At 74.0% G+C, this 25,751-nt stretch carries 21 protein-coding genes and 1 pseudogene; 9 read left to right on the plus strand and 13 right to left on the minus strand.

Going from position 1 to position 25,751, the window contains the following annotated elements:
• Nucleotides 1-86: 86 nt before the first annotated feature.
• Nucleotides 87-1,643, plus strand: coding sequence for a serine/threonine-protein kinase (locus tag QP089_RS29090; RefSeq protein ID WP_285915718.1), 1,557 nt, complete (start codon nt 87-89; stop codon nt 1,641-1,643).
• On the opposite strand, the pseudogene rho reads toward QP089_RS29090, so the two are convergent.
• Together rho and QP089_RS29100 are read right to left on the minus strand one after the other, a co-directional pair.
• Nucleotides 1,640-2,734 (minus strand): annotated as a pseudogene (rho, locus tag QP089_RS29095) (transcription termination factor Rho); the annotation flags it as partial. The gene QP089_RS29090 and the pseudogene rho sit on opposite strands and share 4 nt — an antisense overlap.
• A gap of 455 nt (nt 2,735-3,189) precedes the next feature.
• Nucleotides 3,190-3,951 (minus strand): PEP/pyruvate-binding domain-containing protein, encoded by a 762-nt coding sequence (locus tag QP089_RS29100; protein WP_285915719.1) that lies wholly within the window; start codon nt 3,949-3,951, stop codon nt 3,190-3,192.
• 178 nt (nt 3,952-4,129) lie between these two features.
• Here QP089_RS29100 and QP089_RS29105 point away from each other — a divergent pair, with 178 nt between their 5' ends.
• A complete protein-coding gene (locus QP089_RS29105) occupies nt 4,130-4,909 on the plus strand; it encodes an enoyl-CoA hydratase/isomerase family protein (RefSeq protein ID WP_353070631.1) in 780 nt (259 codons plus the stop codon).
• Here QP089_RS29105 and QP089_RS29110 read toward each other — a convergent pair.
• The 3 genes from QP089_RS29110 to QP089_RS29120 all read right to left on the minus strand — a co-directional run bounded on the left by QP089_RS29110 (nt 4,906) and on the right by QP089_RS29120 (nt 7,775).
• A complete protein-coding gene (locus tag QP089_RS29110; protein ID WP_285915720.1) occupies nt 4,906-5,751 on the minus strand; it encodes a hypothetical protein in 846 nt (281 codons plus the stop codon). The genes QP089_RS29105 and QP089_RS29110 overlap by 4 nt on opposite strands.
• 102 nt (nt 5,752-5,853) lie before the next feature.
• Nucleotides 5,854-6,498 (minus strand): LuxR C-terminal-related transcriptional regulator, encoded by a 645-nt coding sequence (locus QP089_RS29115; RefSeq protein WP_285915721.1) that lies wholly within the window; start codon nt 6,496-6,498, stop codon nt 5,854-5,856.
• Nucleotides 6,462-7,775, minus strand: a complete 1,314-nt coding sequence (locus tag QP089_RS29120; protein WP_285915722.1) for a sensor histidine kinase — start codon at nt 7,773-7,775, stop codon at nt 6,462-6,464. Before QP089_RS29120 ends, QP089_RS29115 begins: the two co-directional genes overlap by 37 nt.
• A gap of 195 nt (nt 7,776-7,970) precedes the next feature.
• On the opposite strand from QP089_RS29120, the gene QP089_RS29125 reads away from it, so the two are divergent.
• Nucleotides 7,971-10,163 (plus strand): MMPL family transporter, encoded by a 2,193-nt coding sequence (locus tag QP089_RS29125; protein WP_285915723.1) that lies wholly within the window; start codon nt 7,971-7,973, stop codon nt 10,161-10,163.
• Here QP089_RS29125 and QP089_RS29130 read toward each other — a convergent pair.
• The gene (locus tag QP089_RS29130) at nt 10,160-11,311 is read right to left on the minus strand and encodes an RDD family protein (protein WP_285915724.1); all 1,152 of its coding nucleotides are present in this window, start codon (nt 11,309-11,311) and stop codon (nt 10,160-10,162) included. The genes QP089_RS29125 and QP089_RS29130 overlap by 4 nt on opposite strands.
• A gap of 200 nt (nt 11,312-11,511) precedes the next feature.
• On the opposite strand from QP089_RS29130, the gene QP089_RS29135 reads away from it, so the two are divergent.
• Together QP089_RS29135 and mca are read left to right on the plus strand one after the other, a co-directional pair.
• On the plus strand, nt 11,512-12,936 hold the full coding sequence (locus tag QP089_RS29135) for an MDR family MFS transporter (protein ID WP_285915725.1): 1,425 nt from the start codon (nt 11,512-11,514) through the stop codon (nt 12,934-12,936).
• Nucleotides 12,933-13,856, plus strand: a complete 924-nt coding sequence (mca, locus tag QP089_RS29140; RefSeq protein ID WP_285915726.1) for a mycothiol conjugate amidase Mca — start codon at nt 12,933-12,935, stop codon at nt 13,854-13,856. The genes QP089_RS29135 and mca overlap by 4 nt, the downstream gene beginning before the upstream one ends.
• On the opposite strand, the gene QP089_RS29145 is transcribed toward mca, so the two are convergent.
• Nucleotides 13,810-14,649 (minus strand): polysaccharide deacetylase family protein, encoded by an 840-nt coding sequence (locus tag QP089_RS29145; RefSeq protein ID WP_285915727.1) that lies wholly within the window; start codon nt 14,647-14,649, stop codon nt 13,810-13,812. The genes mca and QP089_RS29145 overlap by 47 nt on opposite strands.
• A gap of 106 nt (nt 14,650-14,755) precedes the next feature.
• On the opposite strand from QP089_RS29145, the gene QP089_RS29150 reads away from it, so the two are divergent.
• The gene (locus QP089_RS29150; protein WP_285915728.1) at nt 14,756-15,556 is read left to right on the plus strand and encodes an ABC transporter permease; all 801 of its coding nucleotides are present in this window, start codon (nt 14,756-14,758) and stop codon (nt 15,554-15,556) included.
• On the opposite strand, the gene QP089_RS29155 is transcribed toward QP089_RS29150, so the two are convergent.
• Nucleotides 15,489-15,983, minus strand: coding sequence for a helix-turn-helix domain-containing protein (locus QP089_RS29155; RefSeq protein ID WP_285915729.1), 495 nt, complete (start codon nt 15,981-15,983; stop codon nt 15,489-15,491). The two genes, QP089_RS29150 and QP089_RS29155, sit on opposite strands and share 68 nt — an antisense overlap.
• A 131-nt stretch (nt 15,984-16,114) precedes the next feature.
• On the opposite strand from QP089_RS29155, the gene QP089_RS29160 reads away from it, so the two are divergent.
• Together QP089_RS29160 and QP089_RS29165 are read left to right on the plus strand one after the other, a co-directional pair.
• Nucleotides 16,115-17,398 (plus strand): type III PLP-dependent enzyme domain-containing protein, encoded by a 1,284-nt coding sequence (locus QP089_RS29160; RefSeq protein WP_285915730.1) that lies wholly within the window; start codon nt 16,115-16,117, stop codon nt 17,396-17,398.
• Nucleotides 17,399-17,779: 381 nt separating this feature from the next.
• Nucleotides 17,780-19,186: an MFS transporter gene (locus QP089_RS29165; RefSeq protein WP_285915731.1), complete on the plus strand. Its 1,407-nt coding sequence runs from the start codon at nt 17,780-17,782 to the stop codon at nt 19,184-19,186.
• Here QP089_RS29165 and QP089_RS29170 read toward each other — a convergent pair.
• The 4 genes from QP089_RS29170 to QP089_RS29185 all read right to left on the minus strand — a co-directional run bounded on the left by QP089_RS29170 (nt 19,132) and on the right by QP089_RS29185 (nt 24,117).
• On the minus strand, nt 19,132-19,977 hold the full coding sequence (locus QP089_RS29170) for a helix-turn-helix transcriptional regulator (RefSeq protein ID WP_285915732.1): 846 nt from the start codon (nt 19,975-19,977) through the stop codon (nt 19,132-19,134). The genes QP089_RS29165 and QP089_RS29170 overlap by 55 nt on opposite strands.
• A gap of 69 nt (nt 19,978-20,046) precedes the next feature.
• Complete coding sequence (locus QP089_RS29175) at nt 20,047-21,690, minus strand: AMP-binding protein (RefSeq protein WP_285915733.1); 1,644 nt, start codon at nt 21,688-21,690, stop codon at nt 20,047-20,049.
• Nucleotides 21,687-23,369: an AMP-binding protein gene (locus QP089_RS29180; RefSeq protein ID WP_285915734.1), complete on the minus strand. Its 1,683-nt coding sequence runs from the start codon at nt 23,367-23,369 to the stop codon at nt 21,687-21,689. The genes QP089_RS29175 and QP089_RS29180 overlap by 4 nt, the downstream gene beginning before the upstream one ends.
• 133 nt (nt 23,370-23,502) lie before the next feature.
• Complete coding sequence (locus QP089_RS29185; protein WP_285915735.1) at nt 23,503-24,117, minus strand: TetR/AcrR family transcriptional regulator; 615 nt, start codon at nt 24,115-24,117, stop codon at nt 23,503-23,505.
• Nucleotides 24,118-24,162: 45 nt separating this feature from the next.
• Here QP089_RS29185 and QP089_RS29190 point away from each other — a divergent pair, with 45 nt between their 5' ends.
• Complete coding sequence (locus tag QP089_RS29190; RefSeq protein ID WP_285915736.1) at nt 24,163-24,795, plus strand: class I SAM-dependent DNA methyltransferase; 633 nt, start codon at nt 24,163-24,165, stop codon at nt 24,793-24,795.
• Nucleotides 24,796-24,847: 52 nt separating this feature from the next.
• Here QP089_RS29190 and QP089_RS29195 read toward each other — a convergent pair whose 3' ends face one another.
• Entirely contained in the window at nt 24,848-25,693 is an 846-nt protein-coding gene (locus QP089_RS29195) for a sigma-70 family RNA polymerase sigma factor (protein WP_285915737.1), read from the minus strand.
• Nucleotides 25,694-25,751 lie beyond the last annotated feature (58 nt).

Genomic DNA, 25,751 nt, shown 5'->3' on the forward strand with positions numbered 1-25,751 from the left:
GCCACCAGCGACGCGCCGGGAAGCGGTCAAGAAAGAATTGACGGCGGGCGTGCGTGCCCCGCCGCGTTCGGGCGCATAACCTCCCCATGAATGGGGACCGGCCGGTACCGCTCGCGCAGCGGTACCGCCTGCTCTCCGTGGTCGGCCGCGGCGGCATGGGCACGGTCTGGCGCGCCTACGACGAGATGCTCGACCGGGACGTGGCGGTCAAGCAGGTCCGCCTGCCCGCGCGCATCACCGAGGCCGAGCGCAAGGCGCTGTGCCGTCGGCTGCTCGCCGAGGCGCGGGCCACCGCCGCGCTCCGCCATCCCGGCGTCGCCGCCGTCCACGACGTCCTCGTCGAGGACGGCCGCCCGTGGATCGTGATGGAGTTCCTGCCGTCCTGCTCGCTGAACCGGCTGGTCAGCGAGGGCGGCCCGCTCGGCGTGCGGCGGACGGCGCAGATCGGCGCGGCGGTGCTGTCGGTGCTGCGCGCCGCGCACGCGGCCGGCATCCTGCACCGCGACGTGAAGCCGAGCAACGTGCTGGTCTGCGACGACGGCCGCGTCCTGCTCACCGACTTCGGCCTCGCCCTGCACACCGACCGGGGCCGCGGCGACGGCGGGACGCTGCAGGCCGAGACGCTGGCCGCGGGCATCGAGGGGTCGCCGGCCTACCTGGCGCCCGAGCGGGTGCACGGGCTGGCGAGCGTCGAGGCGTCCGACCTGTGGTCGCTCGGCGCGACGCTGTACACCGCCGTCGAGGGGTTCTCGCCGTTCCTGCGCTGCCACGCGCTCGCGTCGATGGTCGCGGTGCTCCTCGGCGACTACGCGCCGCCCGTCCGGGCGGGGGCGCTCGCCCCGGTCATCGAGGGGCTGCTGCGCGAGCGCCCCGAGGACCGGCTGTCGGCCGAGGCGACGGCGCGGATGCTGGCGGAGGTCGCCGAGGGCGAACCGGCGGGGGCGACGGCTGCGGCGCCGGACCGTCCGCGGAGGCGGGCCGGCCGTCGGGCGCCGTCACGCATCTCGCGGCTCCGGCGACGACCGCGGGCTCGGCGGACGCTGCGGTTCCCGGTGCCGGTCGGGCGGCGGTTGCGGCCGGGAGCGGTGCTCAGCGTGGCGGTCCTGGCGGTGGTCGCGGCGGGGGTCGGCACGTGGACGGCGCGGTGGAACGCCGTCGGCAAGAGCGACGCCGTGGCGCTGCGCCCGGCGTCGGGCGTCGTCACGAGAATGGTCAGGTACACCGAGGCGGGCGCCTATTCGATCCGCGTTCCGGCCGGATGGCAGAGCGAACGGCGCGACGGCGTCATGGAATGGGACGACCGTGCGTCCGGGCGCGGACTGCGCGTCTCTCCGGCGCCGGGCGACCCGCTGGACGGTCTCCGCGCGGACGAGCGCAGGGCGGTGGACGGCCGCCTTTATCCCGGCTATCGCCGGCTGCGGCTGGAGGCCGCCCCGGAACTCGGCGAGAACGCCGCGGAATGGGAGTTCGTCTGGAACGGCGCGCCGGGCGGCGAACACGGCGGCGAACACGGCGGGGAGCATGTGCTGTGCGGCCGCGCCTCCGGATACGCATTCTGCTTCTACGCGCCCGATTCGCATTGGGCGCCAGGGCAGCGGCTTTACGACAGGATCCTCAGGACTTTCCGGACCGAAACGGGTTAGAGGCTCTTCTGCAGGCGGAGCAGGAACTCGGCGTTGGACGAGGTCCCCTTCATCTTCTCCAGCAGCTGCTCGATGGCCTGCTGCCTTTCCAGGCCCTGCAGCGCGCGGCGCAGCCGCCAGGTGAGCGCGAGCTCCTCGGCCGACATCAGCAGTTCGTCGCGGCGGGTGCCGGACGCCTCGATGTCCACGGCGGGGAACACCCGCCGGTCGGCGAGCCCGCGGTCGAGCTTCAGCTCCATGTTGCCGGTGCCCTTGTACTCCTCGAAGAACACGTCGTCCATCCGGGAGCCGGTCTCCACCAGCGCGGTCGCGAGGATGGTCAGCGAGCCGCCGTCCTCGATGTTGCGGGCGGCGCCGAAGAACTTCTTCGGCGGGTAGATCGCGGTGGTCGCCACGCCGCCCGCGAGGATGCGGCTGCTGGAGGGCGCCGCGAGGTTGTAGGCGCGGCCGAGCCGGGTGATCGAGTCGAGCAGCATGACCACGTCGTGGCCCTGCTCGACGAGCCGCTTGGCGCGCTCGACGGCCAGCTCGGCGAGCGCGGTGTGCTCCTGCGCGGGCCGGTCGAACGTCGAGTGGATCACCTCGCCGCGGACCGTCCGCTGCATGTCGGTGACCTCTTCGGGGCGCTCGTCGATGAGCACCACCATCAGGTGCACCTCGGGGTTGTTCTCGCTGACCGCGCTCGCGAGGGCCTGCAGCACCATCGTCTTGCCGACCTTCGGCGGCGAGACGATCAGCCCGCGCTGGCCCTTGCCGATCGGCGCGACCAGGTCGATGACGCGGGTCGCGAGCGGGCCGGTGTCCAGGCGCAGCCGATCGTCGGGGAACAGCGGGGTCAGCTTGGCGAACTCGGGCCGGCCGGCGGCCTGCGCGGGCGGCAGCCCGTTCACCGACTCGACGGTGGCGAGCGCGCCGAACTTCTCCCGGCCGCTGCGCGGCGGGCGGGCCGTCCCGGCGATGGCGTCGCCCGGGCGCAGGTGGAAGGTCTTGACCTGCGCCAGCGACACGTGGACGTCGTCGTCGCCGGCCAGGTAGCCGGACGTGCGGACGAACGCGTGCTTGTCCTGGACGGCGAGGATCCCGTGGAAGGGGACGGCCGGCTGGTCGTCGGCGGCGGGCCGCCGCGCCTGCTGCGCGCCCTTGCGGGCCGCCGGCACGGCGTGCGCCCTGCCGTCGGCGGCGCGGCGTTCGGTGGTGAGTGTGGGAGTGGACATACGGGTCCCTTCTCAGGGCGGCGCGGAAAGCGCCGCGCCCCCTGGAGTCGAACCCCGCGTACGGCGGCGGAACCCGCGGCTCGTGCGCGAGGAGAATGCGAGGAATGCAGCTCGGTTCACCGGGCTGTCGACGGCTCCCTTGTGCGACGGTCCGGGACGCTCGTCAGCGCGTCCGGACGGGGGATCACCGGGCGCTCAGATGGCCCGGGCGGGGAAGAAAGGCGTCTCAACCGCTCAGCGCGGGAAATCAAAGACGCTGCCTAGACAGTACAGCACCGGAGGCCGTTCGCGCATTCCCCAAGGTCACCGATGCGTCCGGGGCCCGCACGGGGTCAGCTGGCCGGACGGCGGGCGCGGGGCAGGGTGAGCGACGACAGCGGACGGGTCTGCAGGAGCCAGAGCGCGCCCTCGTGGTCGAAGCCGAACTCGATCTCCTGCGGGCCGCCGAACAGGGCCGTCGCGCGCGCGGCCAGCTTGACCAGCGCCCGCAGCTGCGGCCGGCTGAGCGGCTCCTCCTCCGGGGCGGCGCCGTCGCGCTCCATGCTCACGACCTTGCCGCGCCGGTTGAGGGCGTAGCGGGTGGCGGCCTGGCTGTCGCGGACCGCGCGCGGGCCGCCGGCCGCGGCCGAGACGATCACCCGGTCGCCGCGCCGGTCCAGCGGGTCGGCGCCGAACAGCACGCCGCCCGACACCAGGTCCAGCTGCGGCTGGACGAGGATCGCGGTGCTCGCGGGCCCGGTGGCGGAGGCCACCACCCCGGTCACGGCCTTGAGGAACTCGGGCCAGCCCGTCACGTCCAGCGCGGACACGTACCGGCCCTCGGCCCCCTCCGCGTGCGTGGACGAGGAGCGGACCGCGAGCGGCAGCGTGCCGTTGCGGCTGAGGCGGGCCCACGCCTTGCGCAGCTCGCCGGTGTTGCGGTACCGCTCCCCGCGCGGGACGCACTGCACGGGGATCACGAACCCGGGCGGCACCGGCAGCCCGTGCCGCACCGCGCGCGACAGGTCGGACGCCTTGGCGCCGGCCATGTGGGGCGCGCCGGCCAGCGGGTCTCCCAGGTTGATCGTCCAGAAGGCGTGTGCGCTCTGTTGCACCACGAGCTCCGTTTCGGGTCGGAGGCCGCTCATATGTATACAATCCGGCCGGCGTCGCCAGGATTCCTCCCTCACAAGGGGTGTTCCTAATCCATCCGGAAGGAGTATCCGGTGTGGCGCGCGTCGTCCGCGGGGCGGAGGAACGGGCCCCGGCGCCGGTCCGTACGATGATGCCCCGGTGCAGCGAGGGAGGACCATGGGCGGCGGGGTGCGGTGCGAGGTCGCCGGGGGCGTGGGGACGATCACCATCGACCGGCCGGAGAAGCGGAACGCCATGTCGGCGGACATGTGGCGGGCGCTGCCGCCGCTGCTGGACGGACTGGAGGCCGACCCGGGCGTCCGCGTCGTCGTCCTGACCGGGGCGGGCGGCAACTTCTGCGCCGGCGCCGACATCGCCGAGCTGCCCGACATCCACCGGGACGACGACTCGCACCTGTCGACGGTCGCCGAACGCGCCCTCGCCGCGTTCCCGAAGCCGACGCTGGCGGCGATCGAGGGGTTCTGCGTGGGCGGCGGCTGCCAGCTCGCGGCGGCGTGCGACCTGCGGTTCGCGGCGCCGGACGCCCGGTTCGGGATCACCCCCGCCAAGCTCGGCATCGTGTACCCGGCCGCGGCGACGGCCCGGCTGGTGCGGCTCGTCGGGCCGTCCGCCGCCAAGTACCTGCTGTACTCGGCCGACCTCGTCGACGCGGGGCACGCGCTGCGGATCGGCCTGCTGAACGAGATCGCCGCCGACCTGCCGGCCCGGGTCGCCGCGTTCACCGAGACGCTCGCGTCGCGGTCGCTGCTGACCCAGCAGGCGACCAAGGACATCGTGGACGCCATCGCCGCCGACGGCCCGGTCGAGGAGAAGATGCGCGGCTGGCTGGAGGAGGTCGCGGCGCGCGGCGAGGTCGCCGAGGGCATCGCCGCCTTCCTCGAACGCCGCCCGCCCCGCTTCACCTGGACCTCGCGCTAGGACGCGTCGAGGAGGCGGGCGGCGGGGAGGCGGCGCAGGCGGTCGGCGGCGCGGGGCGGGTCGTCCAGCAGCCCGGCCGTCTCGGGGAGGCGCAGCTCGGCCAGCGGCAGCACCCCGCACAGCAGCGCGCCGGACGTCCGGACGATCAGCAGCGGTCCCGCCTGCACGACGGCCTCCTCGGCGCCGTGCAGCGCGTCCAGCAGGGCCCCGGCCTCGGCGGCGGACTCCCGGCAGTCTCCCCGCAGCACGGCCAGCAGCTCGATGAAGTCGCGTTCGAGGCCGCGCGGGCTGCGTCCGGACAGGTAGTAGCGGTCCTGGTCGGTCAGCTCGCACCACAGCCCGTACCGCTCCAGGAACCGGTCGTACGGGCCGGTCAGCGCGGTCCGGGCGTCCTCGGGCGCGGCGGTGAGGGTCCCGGCGACCAGGTCGGCGGGCTCGGCGCCGAGGGAGGCGGCGACGGCCTGGTCGAGCCGCCCGACCAGGTGGGCGCGCAGCGCGGACACGTCGCCGGCGAGCCGCTCCAGGGCGGCCTGCTGCGCGGTCAGCCGCTCGTTGACCTCCGGCACCATCCGGTCGTTGATCTGCTCGACGAGCGAGCCGATCCGGGCGTCGGCCGCGCGCAGCGACTCGTCCTGGCGCTCCTGCCCGGCGGTGAGCCGCTCCAGCCGCTCGCGCTCGGCGGAGCGGAAGCGGGCCAGCTCTTCGCGGGTGCCCTTGAGCGCGGCGAGCTGGGTGCGGATGTCGGCGATCTCGGGCGCGCCCGCCGTCCGCCTCCGGTCGAACGCCAGGTAGAGCTCCCGGCCCGCGATCGCCAGGCAGAGCAGGATCAGGATCACCGTCATCGCGCCCTCCAAAGGGCCAACCTCGCCGAGCAACCTATTTCACTGCGGCGGGCACCGGATAGTCCGCCGAAAACGGCGAATACCCGAGCAGAGACGGAATGATCAGCGATTCAGATAGGCCAGGACGGCCAGGACGCGGCGGTTGGTGTCGTCGGTGACGGGCAGGTCGAGCTTGGCGAAGATGTTCGCGGTGTGCTTGGTGACGGCCCGCTCGGTCACCACCAGCTGCCCGGCGATCGCCGCGTTCGAGCGGCCCTGCGCCATCAGCTCCAGCACCTCGGTCTCGCGCGGGGTGAGCCGCCCCAGCGGGGTGCGGCGGGTGCCGCTGGCGACCAGCCGGGAGATCACCTCCGGGTCCATCGCGGTGCCGCCGGCGGCGACCCGGCGGACCGCGTCCACGAACGCGGCCGCGTCGAACACCCGGTCCTTCAGCAGGTAGCCGATGCCGCCGCTGCCGTCGGCGAGCAGCTCGCGGGCGTACAGCTGCTCGACGTACTGCGACAGCACCAGCACCGGCAGGCCCGGGATGCGGCGGCGCGCCTCCAGCGCCGCCTGCAGGCCCTCGTCGGTGAAGGACGGCGGCAGGCGCACGTCGACCACCGCCACGTCCGGGCGGTGGTCGAGCAGTGCCTTCAGCAGCGAGGGCCCGTTGTCGACGGCGTCGGCGATCTCGAAGCCGTGCGTCTCCAGGAGGCTGACGAGGCCCTCCCTCAGGAGGGCGAGGTCTTCGGCGAGGACGACGCGCACGGCAGCTCCAGGGTGACGATGGTCGGGCCGCCCACCGGGGAGTTGAGGGCGAGCACGCCGTCGAATGTACCGATCCGCCGCTCGATCCCGCGCAGCCCGCTGCCGCCGCCGATGCTCGCGCCGCCCCGCCCGTCGTCGGTGACGGTGACGCGCAGCATGCCGTGCTCGTGGCGCATCTCGACCCAGACGCGGGACGCGCCGGAGTGCTTGGCGGCGTTGGTGAGGATCTCCGAGACCGCGAAGTAGGCGGCGGACTCGACCGGCGGCTCGGGCCGCGCCGGCAGGTCGGCGGCGACCTCGACGTCCAGCGGGTGGTCCAGCGCGAGCGCCTTCACCGCGTCGCCGAGGCCGCGGTCGGCGAGCACCGGCGGGTGGATGCCGCGCACCAGGTCGCGCAGCTCGTGCAGCGCCTTGGCGGACGACTCGCGGGTCTGCGCCAGCAGGATCCGCGCCTTCTCCGGGTCCTTGTCGAGCAGGTGCTCGATGGCGCCGAGGCTCATGCCCATCGCGACGAGCCGGGCCTGCGCGCCGTCGTGCAGGTCGCGCTCGATGCGGCGCAGCTCGGCGGCGGAGGCGTCGACCGCGTCCGAGCGGGTCTCGGTGAGGTGCTGGACGCGCAGCGCGAGCTCGGACTTCTCGGTCGGGCCGAGGACGGCCTTGCCCCACCGGCCGTACACCTGCATCATCGGCGGGCCGAGCAGGTACCCGGCGGCGATGCACAGCGTGGCGACGACCACCGTCGAGACGATCCGCCCGGTGTCGCGGCCGTAGCCCTCGGTGACGCGGACATAGGCGTACCAGTCGCTGCCGCCGTAGTGGCCGATCATGTCGCCGGCGAACGCCGCGACCGCGTACCCCCACAGCCCGTACACGATGAGCAGGCCGGGCAGCGCGGCGGTGAACAGCGAGACGACCGGGTCGGCGGCGACCCACAGGTAGTCGCGCCAGGTGGCGGGGTCGGAGGCCAGCGCGACGAAGCGCCGCATCAGGCCCCGGACGCCCGGTTCGGGTGCGGGCAGGGGGAGGTAGGGCCGCTCGATCCGGTGGCCCGTCCAGCGTTCGATCCTGTCGCGGTACACGTCGAGCTGCTTGCGCAGGAGCATCGCCGCGGACGGGAACAGCAGGAAGCCCACGAAGCTCGCCAGCAGCGAGAGCACCGTGAGGAACCACAGGCCGACGAACATGGCCGGGACCGACAGGAGCCACAGCGCGAGCCCCTGCCAGGGCGCCTTGAGCCGCCGCTGCCGCCGGGTGTCGTTCACCAGTTGACCGTTCACCGTGTTCCTCCGGTCGTCGCCTGCCGTCGTGCGTCCAGTCTCCGGCCGGCGCCCGCTCGGCACAGTGTGCCCGCAACCCGGGCAAGGGGTGTACTCAGGTACACCTGCGGACGGCGTTCAGGCCCATGTCGGCGGGGTCGCGGGCCCTGTTGGCTTCGTGGTGTCACCCCGCACCGACGACCCCCAGGGGACCCCATGAGAAGGAACGTCGCCGCCGCGCTCGGAGGCTGGAGCGCGCGGCACCGGTTGACGGCCGTCCTCGGCTGGCTGCTGTTCGTCGTCCTGGCCTCGGTGCTGGGCGGAGCGGCCGGGCAGGTCGCGATGGCCGACCACGAGCAGGGCGCCGGTGCGTCCGCGCACGCGGAAAAGATCATCGCCGACGCCGGGATCGACGACCCCGACTCGGAGACCGTGCTGCTCACCGGCCCCGCCGGCGCGCCGGAGACGGCCCGCGCCGTCGCCGCCGTCCGCGCGAACGTGCAGGCCACCGGCAAGGTCACGGACCTGAAGCCGGACGTGGTCGCGCGGGACCGGCGGCATGTGATCGTCCAGTTCACGGTGAAGGAGGCGCCGGACGGCGCGCCGGACCCGCTGCCCGCGATCGAGGACGCCGTCGCGAAGGCCCAGCGCGACCACCCGTCGGTGCGGATCGGCGAGTTCGGCGGCGCGACCGCGGACGCCTGGTTCGACAACGCGCTCGGCAAGGACTTCGCGCGCGCGGAGATGACGGCCGTGCCGCTGGCGATCGGGATCCTGCTCGTCGCGTTCGGCGCGCTGCTCGCCGCCGTCCTGCCGGTGGTGCTGGCGTTCACCGCCTACCTCGCGGCGGGCGGGCTGCTGGCCGTCGCCAGCCACGCGGTGCACGTCGACGACACGACGAACTCGGTGATGCTGCTGATGGGCCTCGCCGTCGGCGTCGACTACTGCCTGTTCTACCTGCAGCGGGAGCGAGAGGAGCGGCGGCGCGGCCGGGACCGGGAGGCCGCGCTGGCGATCGCGGCGGCCACTTCGGGGCGGTCCGTGCTGGTGTCCGGCCTCACGGTGATGGTCGCGATGTCCGGGATGTTCCTGTCCGGGCTGCTGATGTTCAAGGGCTTCGCGGTGGCGACGATCCTGGTCGTGTGCATCGCGATGCTCGGTTCGGTGACCGTGCTGCCCGCGCTGCTGTCGATGCTCGGAGACAAGGTGGAGTTCGGGCGGGTCCGGCTGCCGCGCCGTCGTGCCGGCCGTCGCGCCGGCCGCCGCGAGGAGCGCGCCGGGGTCGTGGGCGCGCTGCTCAAGCCCGTCCTGGCCCGTCCGGGTATCGCGGCCGTGCTGTCGGCGGGGCTGCTGCTGGCGCTGGCGGCGCCCGCGCTCGGCATGAAGACCGCCAAGCTCGGGATCGACCAGCAGATCCCGTCCGGCGAGAAGATCGCGCAGACCTACACCGAGCTGAACAGGGCGTTCCCCGGCAATCCCGAGCCCGCGCTCGTCGTGGTGAAGGCGCGCGACATCGACGCGCCGCGGGTGACGGCGGCGATCGGGGAGCTGAAGCGGCGGGCCCTGGCGTCCGGCGAGATGAACGCGCCGATCGAGGTGACCGTGCACCGGCAGGCGGACGTCGCGGAGATCGAGGTGCCGCTCGCCGGGTCCGGGTCCGACGCCGCCTCGAAGCACGCGCTGGAGACGCTGCGCAAGACGATCGTCCCGCAGACCGTGGGGCGGGTCGCGGACGCGCCGGTGACCGGGCAGCTCGCCTGGTCCACCGACTACAACGCCCAGCTCAAGCGCGCCCTCGTGCCGGTGTTCCTGTTCGTCATGGGCGTCACGTTCCTGCTCATGCTGGTGTTCTTCCGGTCCGTGGCGATCGCGCTCACCGCGATCGCGCTGAACCTGCTGTCGGTCGGCGCCGCGTACGGGGTGATGGTCGCGGTGTTCCAGCACGGCTGGGGCGACTCGCTGGTCGGGACGCGCGGCGCGGGCGCGCTGGAGTCGTGGATCCCGCTGTTCGTGTTCGTGGTGCTGTTCGGGCTGTCGATGGACTACCACGTGTTCGTGGTGTCGCGGATCCGCGAGGCCCGCGACCGGGGCCTGGACACCGCCCGCGCGGTCGGGGAGGGCGTGCGCGCCACCGCCGGGGTCGTGACCGGCGCCGCCGTCATCATGATCGCCACGTTCGCGATCTTCGGGACGCTGTCGATGCAGGACTTCAAGCAGCTCGGCGTGGGCCTGGCGGTGGCGGTGCTGATCGACGCGACCGTCGTGCGGATCGTCCTGCTGCCCTCGGTGATGGCGCTGCTCGGCCGCGCGAACTGGTACCTGCCGCGCTGGCTGGGCTGGCTGCCGCGCGTCTCGCACGGCGAGGCCGCGCCCGTCCCGGCGCCCGCGCCGCCGGCGCCCGTCCTCTAGCGGCTCTGGCCGGGCGGTGGTTGCTCGTACGGCTGCTGTTGGTACGGCTGCTGTTGGTACGGCGGTTGTGGCGCGTCGTACTGCACGGGACTTGCGTACGGGGGCTGCGGGGGCGGGAGGGCCGGCTGCGCGGGTTGCTCGACGGCCCTGCCCGCCCGGCGCTCCCGGTAGGCGTCCTTGAAACGGCCGCCGAGCCGCTTGCCCGCGTCCTGCACCTGCTGCGCGCGCTCGCTCGCCGCGGCCTCGCGCAGCTTCCCAGCGGACTGGCGGCCGAGTTCCTGCAGCCGCCTGGCCTGCTCGGACTCGACCGCCTGCCGCACGCGGTCGTGCTGGGCGAGCCGCGCGGCGTTGTCGCGGGCCGCCTGCCCGACCACCTGGCCCGCGGCCTGGGTGCCGTCCCACGCGAGGACGGCGCCCTGCCGCGCCGCCGCCACGGCGCGCTGGTAGCCGCCCGCCCGCATGACCACCGTGCCGCCCACCAGGTCGGCGAGCGTGCGGCGCCGCCGGCCGACGAGGGCGGGCAGGCTGTTGGCCAGGAAGGCGGCGATCGCGAGCAGCCACAGCAGGACGGCGAAGAAGAACAGCCCCTCCAGCAGGAGCACCCAGGCGAGCGCGTACAGGCCGGTGCCCGACGCGGTCGTGACCAGCGCCCGGCGCGCGGCGCGCGCCTTGCCCGGCTTGCCCGGGACGGCGCAGTGCGCGACGCGCAGGTCCATCGCGGCCTTGCCGACCGTCCGCCCGAGCCAGGCCGTCCCGACGAACTGCAGGAGCAGCTCCGCCAGCACGAGCAGCAGCAGCGCCTGCTCGACGATGGCGACGAACGTGCCCCACACGCCCGCGCCGAACTCGCCGGCGGCCTTCTGGACGCTTCCGCCCGACAGCAGGAGCTCGATGCCGGCCGACCACGCCTTGTGCGGCAGGTCCTCGGCGACGTAGGACTGCAGCCGCCCCCACGTCATGGCGCCGAGCAGCAGCGCCGCGACCAGCAGGACGCCGGAGTCGATCGACCACGCCAGCAGCCGCCTGCCGCGCGGGGCCGCGTCGCTCGCGGGGCCGCCCTGCCCGTCCGGCGGCGGTGGCAGATGCGCGGGTCCGTAAGGCGGGCCGTTGTAGGGCACAGGGAACGGGGGCGGCGGAGGGCCGTGCACGCGGGAACCCCTCTGGATCGACGCGGTTGACCGTGATCATAAGGATTCCGGTCGGCGGTACGCCACCACTTGACCGCCTTGTGCCACGGGGTTCTCGCCATCTCGCCGAACACGAACGTAGGTCGAACCTAAAATTAGCCTTGACCAAGTAAGTGTGTCGAGCCTAAAGTTTGGCTCGTTCCACTTACTTGGAGGTGTCCATGACCGCGCCCTCGCGCGCACCGGCCCCCGCGGCGGCCGCTCCGGACCGGCTCGAACCGGCCCTGCTGAAGACGTCGTTCGTGCTGGTGCTCGGGCCGATCCTCGCCCTGCTCGACACGACGATCGTGGGCGTCGGGCTCGACGCGGTCGCGCGCGACTTCCACAGCCCGATCGCGACCCTCCAATGGGTGTCGGCCGGGTACCTGCTGGCCATCTCGATGGTGATGCCGCTGGCCGGCTGGGCGAGCGACCGGTTCGGCGCCCGGACGATGTGGATGGCGTCCGTCGCGCTGTTCGTCGCCGGGTCCGCGCTGTGCGGGCTCGCCTGGTCGGCCGGGAGCCTGATCGCGTTCCGGGTGCTCCAGGGCGTCGGCGGCGGGCTGATCCAGCCGATCGGCCAGTCGATCGTCGTGCGGGCCGCCGGACCGAAGCGGCTCGGCCGCGTCATCGGCCTCACCGTGCTGCCGCTGACGTTCGCGCCCGTCCTCGGGCCGGTGCTCGGCGGGCTCATCGTCGAGCGGCTCGACTGGCGCTGGATGTTCCTGGTGAACGTCCCGCTCGGCCTGGCCACGCTGCTGCTGGCGGCCCGGTACGTGCCCGCGTTCGCCGGCGGCCGGTCGAGCCGGCTGGACGTGCGCGGCCTGGCGCTGCTGTCGCCGGGCCTCGCGGCCGTCGTCTACGGGTTCTCCGAGGCGGGCGGCGCGGGCGGGCTCGCCGCGGCGCGCGTGCTCGTCCCGCTCGCCGCCGGGACCGTCCTGCTCGCGGGCTACGGCCTGCACGCGCTGCGCCGGCGCGGCGCGGCGCTCATCGACCTGGGGCTGTTCGCGCGGCGCGGCTTCGCGGTCGCGACGGCCAACTCGTTCCTCCAGGGCGCCGCGCTCTACAGCTCGATGCTGCTGCTGCCGCTGTACTACCAGCAGGTCGAGCACGCGTCCGCGCTGGAGGCCGGGCTGCTGCTCGCCCCGCAGGCCCTCGGCACCGCCGTCGCGACGTTCTTCGCCTCGCGGCTGGCCGACCGGACGGCGCCGCGCCCGCTCATCCTGACCGGCATCGTCCTCACGCTCGCCGGGACCGTCGCGTTCACGCAGCTCGGCGCGCATCCCGCCGGGTGGCTGCTGACGCTGTCGCTGATCGTGCGGGGCGCCGGTCTCGGCGTCGTGATGGCGCCCGGCATGGCGACCGTCTACGCGAGCGTCCGCCCGGACGAGACGGCCCGCGCCGCAGGCGCCGTCAACACCCTCAACCGGGTCGGCGGCTCGCTCGGCACGGCGGTCCTCGCGATCGTCCTGCAACGGTCGCTGGACCACCACGCACCGGCCGCCGCCTACGGCGCGACGTTCTGGTGGGCGGTCGGCCTCTCGGCGCTGACGCTCGTCCCCGCCCTCTTCTACCCGTCCCGCATCTCGAAGAAGGAGCCCGCATGAACCTGCGCGTCACGCATGGAGAGCGTCCGCGGTTGCTGACCGTCCACGCGCATCCCGACGACGAGTCGAGCAAGGGCGCCGCGACGCTGGCGAAGTACGCGGCCGAGGGGGCGGACGTCCTGGTCGCGACCTGCACGGGCGGTGAGCGGGGAAGCGTGCTGAACCCCGCGATGGACCGTCCCGAGGTGCGGGCGGACCTGCCGGCGATCCGGCGGAAGGAGATGGAGGCGGCGCGGCGGATCCTCGGCGTCCGGCAGCGGTTCCTCGGCTTCGTCGACTCGGGCCTACCGGGCGACGGCGAGGAACTGCCCGAAGGCTGCTTCGCATCGCTGCCGCTAGCGGACGCGGCCCGGCCGCTGGTGGCGCTGATCCGCGAGTTCCGGCCGCACGTCGTCATCACCTACGACGAGACGGGCGGCTACCCGCACCCCGACCACATCAAGACGCACCAGGTGACGGTCGAGGCGTTCGACGCGGCCGCCGACCCGGAGCGCTACCCGGGAACGGGCGAGCCGTGGCAACCGGCGAAGCTCTACTTCCAGGGCGCGTTCTCGCGGCAGTGGTTCCAGGCGCTGCACGACGGCATCACCGCGCGCGGGCTGGAGTCGGCGATCGGGCCGCTCCTTGCGGACTGGCCGGACACCGCGCCGGCGCTCGACATCACCACGCGGGTGCCGTGCACGGAGTACTTCGCCGTGCGGGACCGGGCGCTGCTCGCGCACGCCACCCAGATCGACCCGGACGCCGGGTTCATGCTGCACCCGCGCGACGTCGAGCGGGAGGTGTGGCCGACCGAGGACTACCGGCTGGCCCGCACGCACGTCGAGACGCCACTGCCGGAGGACGACCTGTTCGCCGGCCTGCGCCGGGAGATCAGAGCGCCACGAACGTCAGCCCGCGCTTCTTCATCTTCGGGATGACCTTGCGCAACGCAGCGATGGTCTCCGAGCGGTCGCCGCCGCCGTCGTGGCACAGCATGATGTTGCCCGCCTTGCCGCGCAGCAGCGTCCGGCGGATGTGCCCGACGCCGGGCCGCGACCAGTCGCGCGGGTCGACCGCCCAGTCGATCGGCAGCATGTTGTGCTCGGCGACGAGGTCCAGGATCGTCTTGGACCAGGCACCGCCGGGGGAGCGGAAGAACTGCGGCTCGATGCCGGTGGTGTCGGCGATCCGGTCGCGCGCCTGCACCATCTCCTTCTGCACCCCCTTGCGCGGCATGCCCGCGATGGTGATCGGGTGCGTCTCGGTGTGGTTGCAGATCTGGTGGCCGGCGTCGGCGACCCGGCGCACCAGCTTCGGCCACTCCTTCACCTGCTCGCCGATCATGAAGAAGGTCGCGTGGACCTGGTGCTCGGCCAGCAGGTCGAGCACCTTCGGCGTGTACTCCGGGTGCGGGCCGTCGTCGATGGTGAGCGCGATGGTCTTCGGCGGGGGCGCCGGGGACAGCTGGGTCAACTCCCGGACGGGGGTCTCCAGCGCGGTGAGCCGGGCCGGGGTCCAGCTCGCCGGGCGCGGCGTCGGGGTGGGGGACGGCGCCGGCCTCGGATGGATGACGGGCCGGGCCCGCGGCGTCGGCACCGACGGCTTCGCCGCCGCGTGCGACGCGGGGGACGGGCGCGCCTCGTCCGCCCCGAAGGCGGCGAGGCCGGCGGCGGCCCCCATCAGCCAGAGCGCTTTGCGGCGGGACGTCCCGCCTGCCTCCTCATCCTCCACAAGTCCCACGCTATCGGGGATTTCGCGCCCCGGAGGCGGCTTGCGGATCACAATCGCCTCAAATGGGAAGAGCGGTAACAGAAGATCGTTGGTCCGGGGGGTGGGGATGAGCGCGGCGCCCGCGGTCGGGCCACTGCTGGCGATCGTTCTCGGCGCGCTCGCGGTGGTCGCGGCGGCGCTCGCGCGGCTCGGCCGGCTGGGTCTCGGCCGGGACCTGGTGGTCGTCGCGGTGCGCGCGGCCGTGCAGCTGGCGGCGGTGTCCGCGCTCATCGCCGCGGTGCTGCGCGACGCCGGCTACACCGCCGCGTTCATCGCGGGCATGGTGGCCATCGCCGTGGTCACGGCGGGCCGCCGCATCACCGGCGCGCTGCGCGCCGGCGCGTGGACGACGGCGCTGCCGATCGTCGCCGGCGTCGCGCCCGTCCTGGCGCTGCTGCTCGCGACGCGGCTCGTCCCGTTCCGGACGGTGTCGGTGCTGCCGATCGCCGGCATCTTCATCGGCGGCGCGATGTCGGCGACCGGGCTCACCGGGCGCCGCGCGCTGGACGAGCTGGCGACGCGGCGCGGCGAGTACGAGGGCGGGCTCGCGCTCGGCCTGATGCCGCGGGACGCGGCGATGGAGGTGTGCCGCCCGGCCGCCGCGCTCGCGCTGTTCCCCGTCCTCGACCAGACCCGCACGGTCGGCCTGGTCACGCTGCCGGGCGCGTTCGTCGGCGTGCTGCTCGGCGGCGCCGACCCCGTCCAGGCGGGCGCGACGCAGCTGCTGGTGCTCATCGGCCTGCTGGCCATCGAGGTCGTCGCGGTGCTCATCACCCTGGAGCTCGTGGCGGCGGGCGTGCTCAGCAACGACGGTCGGGATGCCCGCAGTCGGCGGAGACGGCGCGCGCGGCGGCGTCGAGGTCGCTGAGGCCGGTGCCGTCGCCGGGGTCGGGGACGGTCACGGCGGCGACCACGCGTCCGGACCCGTCGCGGACCGGCGCGGCGCGGTAGCGGGCGGGCGCGCCGTCGCCGTCCAGCTCGTCGAGCAGCGCGGGCGGGCCGGTGACGAGGTGGGCGGCGTGCCCGGTCGCCTCGCTCAGCCGGGCCAGGTGCGGCGCGGCGGCGTCGCGGACCTCGCGCCGGTCGAGCGTCTCGGCGAGCGCGGAGAGCCGGTTGCCGAGGTGGAAGCGGTGCTGCTCGTCGCGGCGCACGAAGCGCTCGGCCTCCAGCGTGCGCAGCAGCCGCAGCACGGTCGTCTTGTGGACGCCGAGCTTGGCGGCCAGCTCGTCCAGGTTGTGCGGGCGGTCCCCGAGCTCGATCAGGATGCTCAGCCCGCGGCCGAGGCTTTGGCTCATCGGGTTCCCTCCTCCCGGCGGCCGATGCCGGAGCGCAGCGTACCCGCGGATACGCACCGCTTCCGTCCGCCCGCCCGGCGCCCGGCGGGGGGTGGTGTTCGTCCTGGAAGGGAAGGAGCATTGCGGGACGGATGCGACAAGAGAGGGGCACGCCGGTGACCGGGATCGACACCGACGCCGTGGACGCGCTGGACGGCGAGCGGCTCGACTGGCGGTTCAAGGCGATCCCGGTCTCCGCGCACGGGATGACGGTGGAGCGGGCGCGGGACGCCCGGCTGCCACTGGACGACTTCGGCACGCCGCTGCTCACCCTCGACGCCGGCGCACTCGACCACAACGCCCGGTTGATGGCCGACTGGGTGAGCGCGGCCGGTATGGAACTGGCACCGCACGGCAAGGCGACCATGGCCCCCGCGCTGTGGCGCAAGCAGCTCGACGCGGGTGCATGGGGCATCACGCTCGCGACGTTCCCGCAGTTGCGCGTCGCGCGCGCGTTCGGCGTCCGCCGCCTGCTGATGGCGGGCGCGCCGCTCGACCCGGCGGGCCTCGCCTGGCTCGCCGGCGAGCTGGACGGTGACCCGGAGTTCTCCTTCGTCTGCTGGGCCGACTCGGTGCGGTCGGTCGAGCTGATGGACGAGGCGCTGCGCCTCGCGCGCGCCCAGCGGCGCGTGGACGTGTGCGTGGAGATCGGCGGCCCGAACGGGCGGACGGGCGTCCGCGACGACGGCGACGCGCGGGAGATCGCCGACGCCGTCCGCCGCGCGCCGGCGCTGCGGCTGGCCGGGCTCGGCGGCTACGAGGGCGCGCTCGCGCACGACGCGTCCGAGAAGGGCCTGGCGTCCGTCGACGCCTACCTGCGGCGGATGGCGAACCTGTACCAGGGGCTGGAGTACGAGACCGACGAACCGATCGTCACCGCGGGCGGCAGCGCCTACTTCGACCAGGTCGCCGAGGTGCTCGGCGGGCTCGACGCGCGGGTGGTGCTGCGGTCGGGCTCCTACCTCGTCCACGACGACGGGTTCTACCGGGAGATCTCGCCGTTCGGCCGGGGCGCCGGGGCGGGCGGCGAGCGGTTCCGGTCGGCGATGCACGCCTGGGGGCGCGTCGTGTCCGTGCCGGAGCCCGCGCTCGCGCTGCTGGACGTGGGGCGCCGCGACGTCCCCTTCGACTCCGGCCTGCCCGAGCCGCAGCTCGTCTGCGGCAAGGGCGCCGTGCCGGTCGACGGAGCGCGCGTCACCGCGCTCAACGACCAGCACGCCTTCCTGCGGGACGCGTCCGTCGAGGTCGGCGACGTCGTCCGGCTCGGCCTGTCGCATCCCTGCACCGCGCTCGACAAGTGGACGCTCGTCCCGGTCGTGGACGATGCCGGCGCCGACGAACCCGTCGTCGTCGACTACGTCCGCACGTGGTTCTGACCGTCCGGCATCGCGATCGAGCGACGGATCCGGCCGGTGGATGTTACGGTTTTCCCCGCCCTTCGAGGGCCGGACGTCCCCGCCGGAACGCGCGGCGGGACGACCGAGCGATCACGGCCCGGCGCAGCCGGTGCGCGGTGATGCCGTCACGTCCACGCAGTGCGCCACGGGGGCCGATCTGCACTGGACGGCGCGTCGCACCACCGCACCACGAAGGCTGACCCCGTCGCCGGGCCGATCGCCGGCCCCGCCCGCCCGGCGGGCGCCGCTCCCGGGAGCGGGCCGCCCGCGCAACCGGGCGCGCCTCCGCGGGGTTCTCCCGCCATGACTTCCCCAGACGATGCTCCCCGTCGCGTTCCTCCGCTGCGGCATGCGCGCGGGATGCTCGCGGTGCTGATGCTCGGCCAGTTCATGGTCAACGTCGATACCGCGATCGTGAACGTTGCCGGCCCCTCGATCCAGGACGATTTGCATCCGTCGGGCGGCGCGCTGGAACTCGTCGTGTCCGGCTACACGCTGACGTACGCGGTGCTGCTGGTCACCGGCGCGCGGCTCGGCGAGGCGCGCGGGCACCGGCGGATGTTCCTGCTCGGCCTCGCCGCCTTCACCGCGGCGTCGCTGGCGTGCGGGCTCGCGCCGGTCACGGGCGCGCTGGTCGCGGCGCGGCTCGTCCAGGGGGCGGCGGGCGCGCTGATGGTGCCGCAGGTGCTGTCCGGCATCCAGATCCACTTCACGGGGAAGGCCCGTGCCCGCGCGCAGGGGATGCTGGTGATGACGCTGGCCGGCGGCGCGGTCGCCGGGCAGGTGCTCGGCGGCGTCATGGTCTCCGCCGACCTGTTCGGACTCGGCTGGCGGCCCGCCTTCCTGGTGAACGTGCCGGCCGGTGTCGTGCTGCTCGCGGCGGGCGTCCGGCTGCTGCCCCGCGACACCGGCACCGGAAGAGGGCGACTCGACCTCGGCGGCGTCGCGCTGCTGTCGGCGAGCGCGCTGCTGGCCGTCGTCCCGCTGGTCTTCGGGCGCGAGGCCGGGTGGCCGCTGTGGACGTGGCTCTCGCTGGCCGCGAGCGTCCCGGCGGCCGGCTGGTTCGTGCGGCGTCAGCGGCGCATCGCGGCGCGCGGCGGGTCACCGCTGGTGAACCTGGGCGTGCTCGCCCGTCCCGTCGTCGCCTGGTCGCTGGGGTCGATCGCGCTGGCCACCGCGACGTACTTCGCGATGCTGTTCACCCTCGCGCTCTACCTCCAGCAGGGCCTCGGGAAGGGCCCGATGTTCTCCGGGCTGGTGCTGGTGTCGTGGGTCGCCGCGTTCGGCATCGGCGGACCGCTGCTGCCGCGCCTCCCGGCCCGTCTCGCCGAGCAGGCCCCCGTCATCGGCTACGCCCTGCTCGCCGCCGTGTACCTGGCGATCGGGCTCGCGCACCCGGACGGGGTGCTCCTCGTCGTGCTGCTCGGCTTCGGCGGGTTCGGGCTCGGCCTCGGCTTCGCATCCCAGCTCGGGCGGGCCACGGCGGACGTCCCGGCCCGCCTCGCGCCCGACCTCAGCGGCATCGTCAACACCAACTCGCAGCTCTCGGCCGTCGCGGGCGTCGCCGTCTTCGGCACCCTCTACCTCGGTCTCGGCGGCACGCACCGGCACGCCTTCACCGTCGTGATGGCCGCGTTCGCGGGCACCGCGCTCGCCGCGTGCGCCGCCGCGCTCGCCGGAGGCCGCGCCGCCCGCCGCGAGCAGGCCCGGGATCAGGGCAGCAGCCCGGCGCGGCGCGCCGAGGTCACCGCCTCCAGCCGGGTGTGAGCGCCGAGCTTGCGCATCGCCGAGCGCAGGTAGCTCTTCACCGTCTCCGGCAGCAGCCCGAGGCGCTCGGCGGCCTCGGCGTTCGTGCAGCCGATCGCGACGTAGGACAGCACGTCCAGCTCGCGCGGCGTCAGCGCCGGGGCCGGCGGGCCGCCCGCCGGGCCCGGCGGCGCGTCCGGGTCCAGGCCGGCGGCGGCGAGCCGCAGCGTCATCGCGCGCAGCCGGTCGCGGGTCGGCGCGTCGTGCACCCGCTCGGCGAGGGCCCGCAGCTCGGCGTGCACCGCGCGGACCTCCTCCCACCGCGCCGCCGCGTCCGGCGGGACGGCCGGCGTCCGCGCCAGCGCCTCGTCGGCCCGGTCGCGGACGGCGAGGTCCTGCTCCAGGTCGCGGGCCGCCTGCACGGCCGCGCCGACGATCCGGTCGGCGAGCGACAGCGGCTCGCGCAGCGCCCCGTACAGCACGCCGCGCACCCGCCGCCGCACCACGACCGGCACCGCGACGATCGACAGCAGCCCCTCGCGCCCGACCGGCCGGTCGTAGTCGTGGCTGATCGACGCCGCGCACGGGTAGTTGCTCACCCACATCGGCCGGCCCGTCGCCATCGCCTTGCCGCCGAGCCCGTTGCCGTGCCGGACGACCAGGCCGTTCAGCGAGTCGGTGGTGTTGCCGACCAGCTCGGTGATGCGCAGCCGGTCCCGTCCGCTGAGCGCGCCGCCGAACACCATGGGCAGGCCGGTCGTGCGGTGCAGCGTCAGCACCGCCGACCGGACCGCCCCGGCGTCGTCGCCCATGCTGGACAGCATGCCCGCGGGCGGCCGATCACGGAAGGTCACGCGCGCGGAAATCGCACCGGCGCGACCTCACGCGTGCTCTCGGGAGGCCACGTCGCCGAGCCCGAGGATGTCGACCGCCTCGGCGCGCATCTGCACCTTGCGGATCTTCCCGGTGACCGTCATCGGGAACTCGTCCACGACGTGCACGTACCGCGGGATCTTGAAGTGCGCGAGCCGGCCCCGGCAGAACTCGCGCAGCGCCTCGGCGGTCAGCTCCGGCGCGCCCTCGCGCAGCCGCACCCACGCCATCAGCTCCTCGCCGTACTTCTCGTCCGGGACGCCGATGACCTGCGCGTCCACGATGTCGGGATGGGTGTAGAGGAACTCCTCGATCTCGCGCGGATACACGTTCTCGCCGCCGCGGATCACCATGTCCTTGATCCGGCCGGTGATGTTGACGTAGCCCTCGCCGTCCATGACCGCGAGGTCGCCGGTGTGCATCCAGCGGGCCGCGTCGATCGCCTCGGCGGTCTTGTCGGGCTCCTCCCAGTAGCCGAGCATCACCGAGTAGCCGCGCGTGCAGAACTCGCCGGGCGTGCCGCGCGGGACGGTGACGCCCGTCTCCGGGTCGATCACCTTGATCTCCAGGTGCGGCATGACGGTCCCGACCGTGGACACGCGGCGGTCGAGGGAGTCGCCCGCGCGGGTCTGCGTCGACACCGGCGAGGTCTCCGTCATGCCGTAGCAGATCGCGACCTCGCTCATCCCGAGCCGGTCGATGACCTGCTTCATCACCTCGACCGGGCACGGCGACCCCGCCATGATCCCGGTGCGCAGGCTCGACAGGTCCAGGCCGTCGAGGGACGGCTCGTTCAGCACCGCGATGAACATCGTCGGCACCCCGTACAGCGACGTGCAGCGCTCCGCCGCGACCGCGTCCAGCGTCGCCTTCGGGTCGAACGCCGGCGCCGGGATCACGATGCAAGCGCCGTGGCTGGTCGCCGCGAGGTTCCCCATCACCATGCCGAAGCAGTGGTAGAAGGGCACCGGCACGCAGATCCGGTCCTCCTCGTCGTAGCCGCACAGCTCGCCGACGAAGAACCCGTTGTTGAGGATGTTGTGGTGCGACAGCGTCGCGCCCTTCGGGAACCCGGTCGTCCCCGACGTGTACTGGATGTTGATCGGGTCGTCCGCGCCGAGGCCCTCGCCGATGCCGTGCAGCAGGTGCCGGTCGCCGGCCCGGCCCGCCTCCACCAGCGCGTCCCACGCGTCCGTCCCGATGAGGACGACGTCGGCCAGCGCGGAGCAGCGCGGCCGGACCTCCTCGATCATCGCCGCGTAGTCGGACGTCTTGAACGACTCCGCCGCGACGAGCGTGCGGATCCCCGCCTGGTTCAGCACGAACTCCAGCTCGTGCACCCGGTAGGCGGGGTTGATGTTGACCAGGATCGCGCCGAGCTTCGCCGTCGCGTACTGGACGAGCATCCACTCCGCGCAGTTCGGCGCCCAGATCCCGACCCGGTCGCCCTTCGTCACGCCGAGGTCGCGCAGCCCGAGCGCGACCGCGTCGACGTCGGCGGCGAACTGGTCGTAGGTCCAGCGGCGGCCCGTCGCCATCTCCACGAGGGCCTCGCGGTCGGCGAACGCGGCGACCGTCCCGTCCAGGTTCGCGCCGATCGTGTCGCCGAGCAGCGGCGTCGCCGAGACGCCGGACGCGTACGAGAGCGTCATCGCAGGTCCTCCTCGCGGAACTCGCCGGGCGGCCGGTCGCCCGCGCCCGGATGCTTGCCGATCTCCGCCGTCCGCAGCTCCACCCGGCGGATCTTCCCGGAGATCGTCTTCGGCAGCTCGCCGAACTCCAGCAGCCGCACCCGCTTGTACGGCGACAGCTGCGCCCGGCCGTGCTCGAAGATCGCCTTCGCCGTCTCCGCGGTCGGCTCCCAGCCCGCCGCGAGCGTCACGTACGCCTTCGGCACCGCGAGCCGCACCGGGTCCGGCGACGGGACCACCGCCGCCTCCGCCACCGCCGGATGCTCGATCAGCACGCTCTCCAGCTCGAACGGGGAGATCTTGTAGTCGGACGCCTTGAACACGTCGTCCGCGCGCCCGACGTAGGTGATGTAGCCGTCCCCGTCCCGGGAGCCGATGTCGCCGGTGTGGTAGACGCCGCCCGCCATCGCCTCCTCGGTGCGCGCCTCGTCGCCGTGGTAGCCGGTCATCAGCCCGAGCGGCCGGTCCTCCAGCTCGAGGCAGATCTCGCCCTCGTCGCCCCGCTCCCCGGTCACCGGGTCGACCAGCACGACCTGGTAGCCCGGCACGGGACGCCCCATCGAGCCCGGCCTGACCTCCTGGCCCGGCGTGTTCGCGATCTGCACGGTCGTCTCGGTCTGCCCGAACCCGTCGCGGATCGTCCGGCCCCACGCGTCCTTCACCCGCTGGATGACCTCGGGGTTCAGCGGCTCGCCCGCCGCGACGACCTCGCGCGGCGGCGTGGCCAGCCGGCCGAGATCGGACTGGATCAGCATCCGCCACACCGTCGGCGGCGCGCAGAAGCTCGTCACGCCGCACCGCTCCATCGCGTCCAGCAGCTTCTCGGCGTCGAAGCGCGTGTAGTTGAAGATGAACACGCACGCCTCGGCGTTCCACGGCGCGAAGACGTTGCTCCACGCGTGCTTCGCCCACCCCGGCGATGAGATGTTCAGGTGGACGTCCCCGGGCCGCAGCCCGATCCAGTACATCGTGGACAGGTGCCCGGCCGGGTACGACGCGTGCGTGTGCTCGACCAGCTTCGGCTGCGCCGTCGTCCCGGACGTGAAGTACAGCAGCAGCGTGTCCGACGACATCGTCATCCCGTACTGGGAGAACTCGTCGCTTCCCTCGTAGGCGTCGGCGTAGCGCAGCCAGCCGTCCACCGGCTCGCCGACCGCGATCCGCGTGAACTCGCCCTCCAGCCCGCCGAACTTCCCGGTCTCGGCCGAGCCCGTCACCACATGGCGGGCCCGCCCGCGCGTGAGCCGGTCCTGGAGATCCGCCGGGCCGAGCAGCGGCGTGCACGGGATCAGCACCGCGCCGAGCTTCATCGCGGCGAGGACCGTCTCCCACAGCTCGACCTGGTTGCCCAGCATCAGCACGATCCGGTCGCCGCGCCGCACCCCGGCGGCCCGCAGCATGTTCGCGACCTGGTTCGACCGCCGCGCCAGCTGCGCGAACGAGTACCGCTCCTCGGACCCGTCCTCCTGGACGATCCACAGCGCCGGCGCGTCGTTCCCCTCGGCGATCTTGTCGAACCAGTCGAGCGCCCAGTTGAACCCCGTCAGCACCGGCCAGCGGAACTTCTCGTACGCGGTCGCGTAGTCGTCGCGATGCGCGAGCAGGAAGTCGCGCGCCGCGCGGAACTCGACTGCGGGCATGATCTCTCCTCGTAGCCGCCCGAACACCTGGTCAGGGGGATAGTGGAACAACCGGAGTGACCCACGCCACCCCCGAACGGGGGTAGTCGGTTCACTCTGGGGGCGCGACCCCCAGACCCCCGGCAACTGCTTCCTACCCGCCCGCGACGAAGGTGGACCGCAAGAGGCGCGCCATATGCTCGCCCACCTCGTCCGGCGACCAGCCGCGGTCGACCAGCAGCGTCTCGCTGACGCCGTTGGAGACGAGCGCGAGGAGCATGTCGGTGGCGGTGCCGACCGTCCAGCCCGGGGCGAGGACGCCCTCGGCGTCGAGCCGCGCCATGAGCGCCCGGTTCGTCTCGTACCGCCAGCGCATCGCGGTCGCCCAGTGCCGCGCCGCGTCCGGGTCGTCGCCCGCCTCCCGCTCCACGGCCCGCGCCACCGCGAGGATGCTCGGCACGAAGCCGGCGTGCTGGTGCGCGAACCGCTCCAGCGCGGTCACCGCGTCCGGCGCGGCGGTCACCGTCGCGAACCGGCCCTCGATGCCCTCGACCTCGTTGACGTAGTCGAACAGCTCGCTGATCAGCTCGGCCCGGGACGCGAAGTGCAGGTAGACGGCCCGCCGCGACACCCCGGCGCGCTCCGCCACGGCCGCCATCGTCGTCGCCGCCATCCCGTGCTCCTCGACGAGCTCGCGCGCCGCGCGCAGCAGCGCCGCCCGGGACCGGCGGCTGCGCGCGTTCCGCGGCTCCTCGATCGACCTCGCCATGACCCCATGCTCGCACCCGCCCCGGCCGCCGTAGGGTCGTCGTCCATGACCGCCTCCCCCCTGGACGACACCCGCACCGCCTACGACGGCGTCGCCGACCTCTACGCCGAGCTGTTCTCCACCGCGTTCCTCGGCATGCCCCTCGACCTCGCCTCGATCAACGCGTTCGCGCAGCTCACCCGGGACTCCGGGACGGTCGCCGACCTCGGCTGCGGGCCCGGGCACCTCACCGGCCACCTGCGCTCGCTCGGCTGCGACGCGTTCGGCGCGGACGTGTCCGCGGAGATGATCCGGATCGCCCGCGCGGCGCATCCGGGCGTGCGGTTCGACCGGGTCCCGATGACCGAGGTGGACGTGCCGGACGGCTCGCTCGGCGGGATCCTCGCCTGGTACTCGATCATCCACACCCCGCCGGAGGAGGTGCCGGAGGTGCTCGCCGCGTTCCACCGGATGCTGGCGCCCGGCGGCCACCTGCTGCTCGGCTTCTTCGCCTCCGACACCGCCGAGTGCGTCCCGTTCGACCACAAGGTGGCGCCCGCGCACCGCTGGCCCATCGACGCCCTCGCCGGACTGCTGGAGAAGGCCGGGTTCACCGAGCTCGGACGGCTGCGCCGCGAGCCCGGCGAAGGCGAGCGCCACCGCCAAGGCCACCTCCTCGTCCGCAAGCAGACACGTTGAGTTGCGGCGAGTCGTCGTTATGGACGCCCGCATAACAACGACTCGCCGCAACTCAACGCAGGATGGCGAGGGAGACGCGGCGGAGGCGGGCCGGGGCGGTGATCACGGTGTAGCCGGCGATGCGGTCGCCTTCGACGGCGAGCTGGAGGACGGCGGCTAGGCGGCCGCGCGGCGCGACGACGATGCCGATCGCGCCGTCCACCAGGGCGGGGCGGGCGTTGCGGGCGCGCGCCGGGTTGGCGAGGGTCTCGCCGGCGATGCGGCGGGCGCCGCGGACCTCCGCCGCCGGCTCGGCCCGCCGGAACGCGTCCGGCGCCAGCACGGCGAGCAGTGCGTCCATGTCGCCGGAACGGGACGCGGCGAGGAACGCCTCCACGACCTGCCGCTGCCGCGCGAGATCGGCGGCGGGCACCGCGGGCGCCCCGTGCACGCGCTGCCGCGCGCGGCTCGCCAGCTTCTTCGCGGTCGCGGGCGTGCGCTCCACGATCCCGGCGATCTCCGCGAACGGCACGGCGAACAGGTCGTGCAGGACGAACGCGACCCGCTCGGCGGGCCCGAGCCGGTCCAGGACGACCAGCATCGCCAGCCCGACCGAGTCGGCGAGCAGCGCCTCCTCCTCGGGGTCGCGGCCGCCCGCCCGCTCCGGCTCGGCGAGCCCGCCGAACTCCTCACCGCGGCGGCGCCGCGCGCGGAGCATGTCGAGGCAGATCCGCCCGGCGATCGTGGTCAGCCAGCCCGGCACATTGGCGACGTCCCCGGCGCCCGCGCGCGAGGCCCGCAGCCAGGTCTCCTGGACCGCGTCGTCGGCCTCGTCCAGCGATCCGAGCATCCGGTACGCGACCGCCCGCAGGTGGCCGCGGCACTCGTCGAACCGCTCGGCCAGCGCCTGCTCGTCCATCGGTCCTCCAACGGTGGAGATTCTTGCCTTCAGGTGTGGGCAGAGCATTTCCGCTGGC

Source organism: Actinomadura opuntiae (assembly GCF_030283205.1).
Classification (GTDB): Bacteria; Actinomycetota; Actinomycetes; order Streptosporangiales; family Streptosporangiaceae; genus Spirillospora.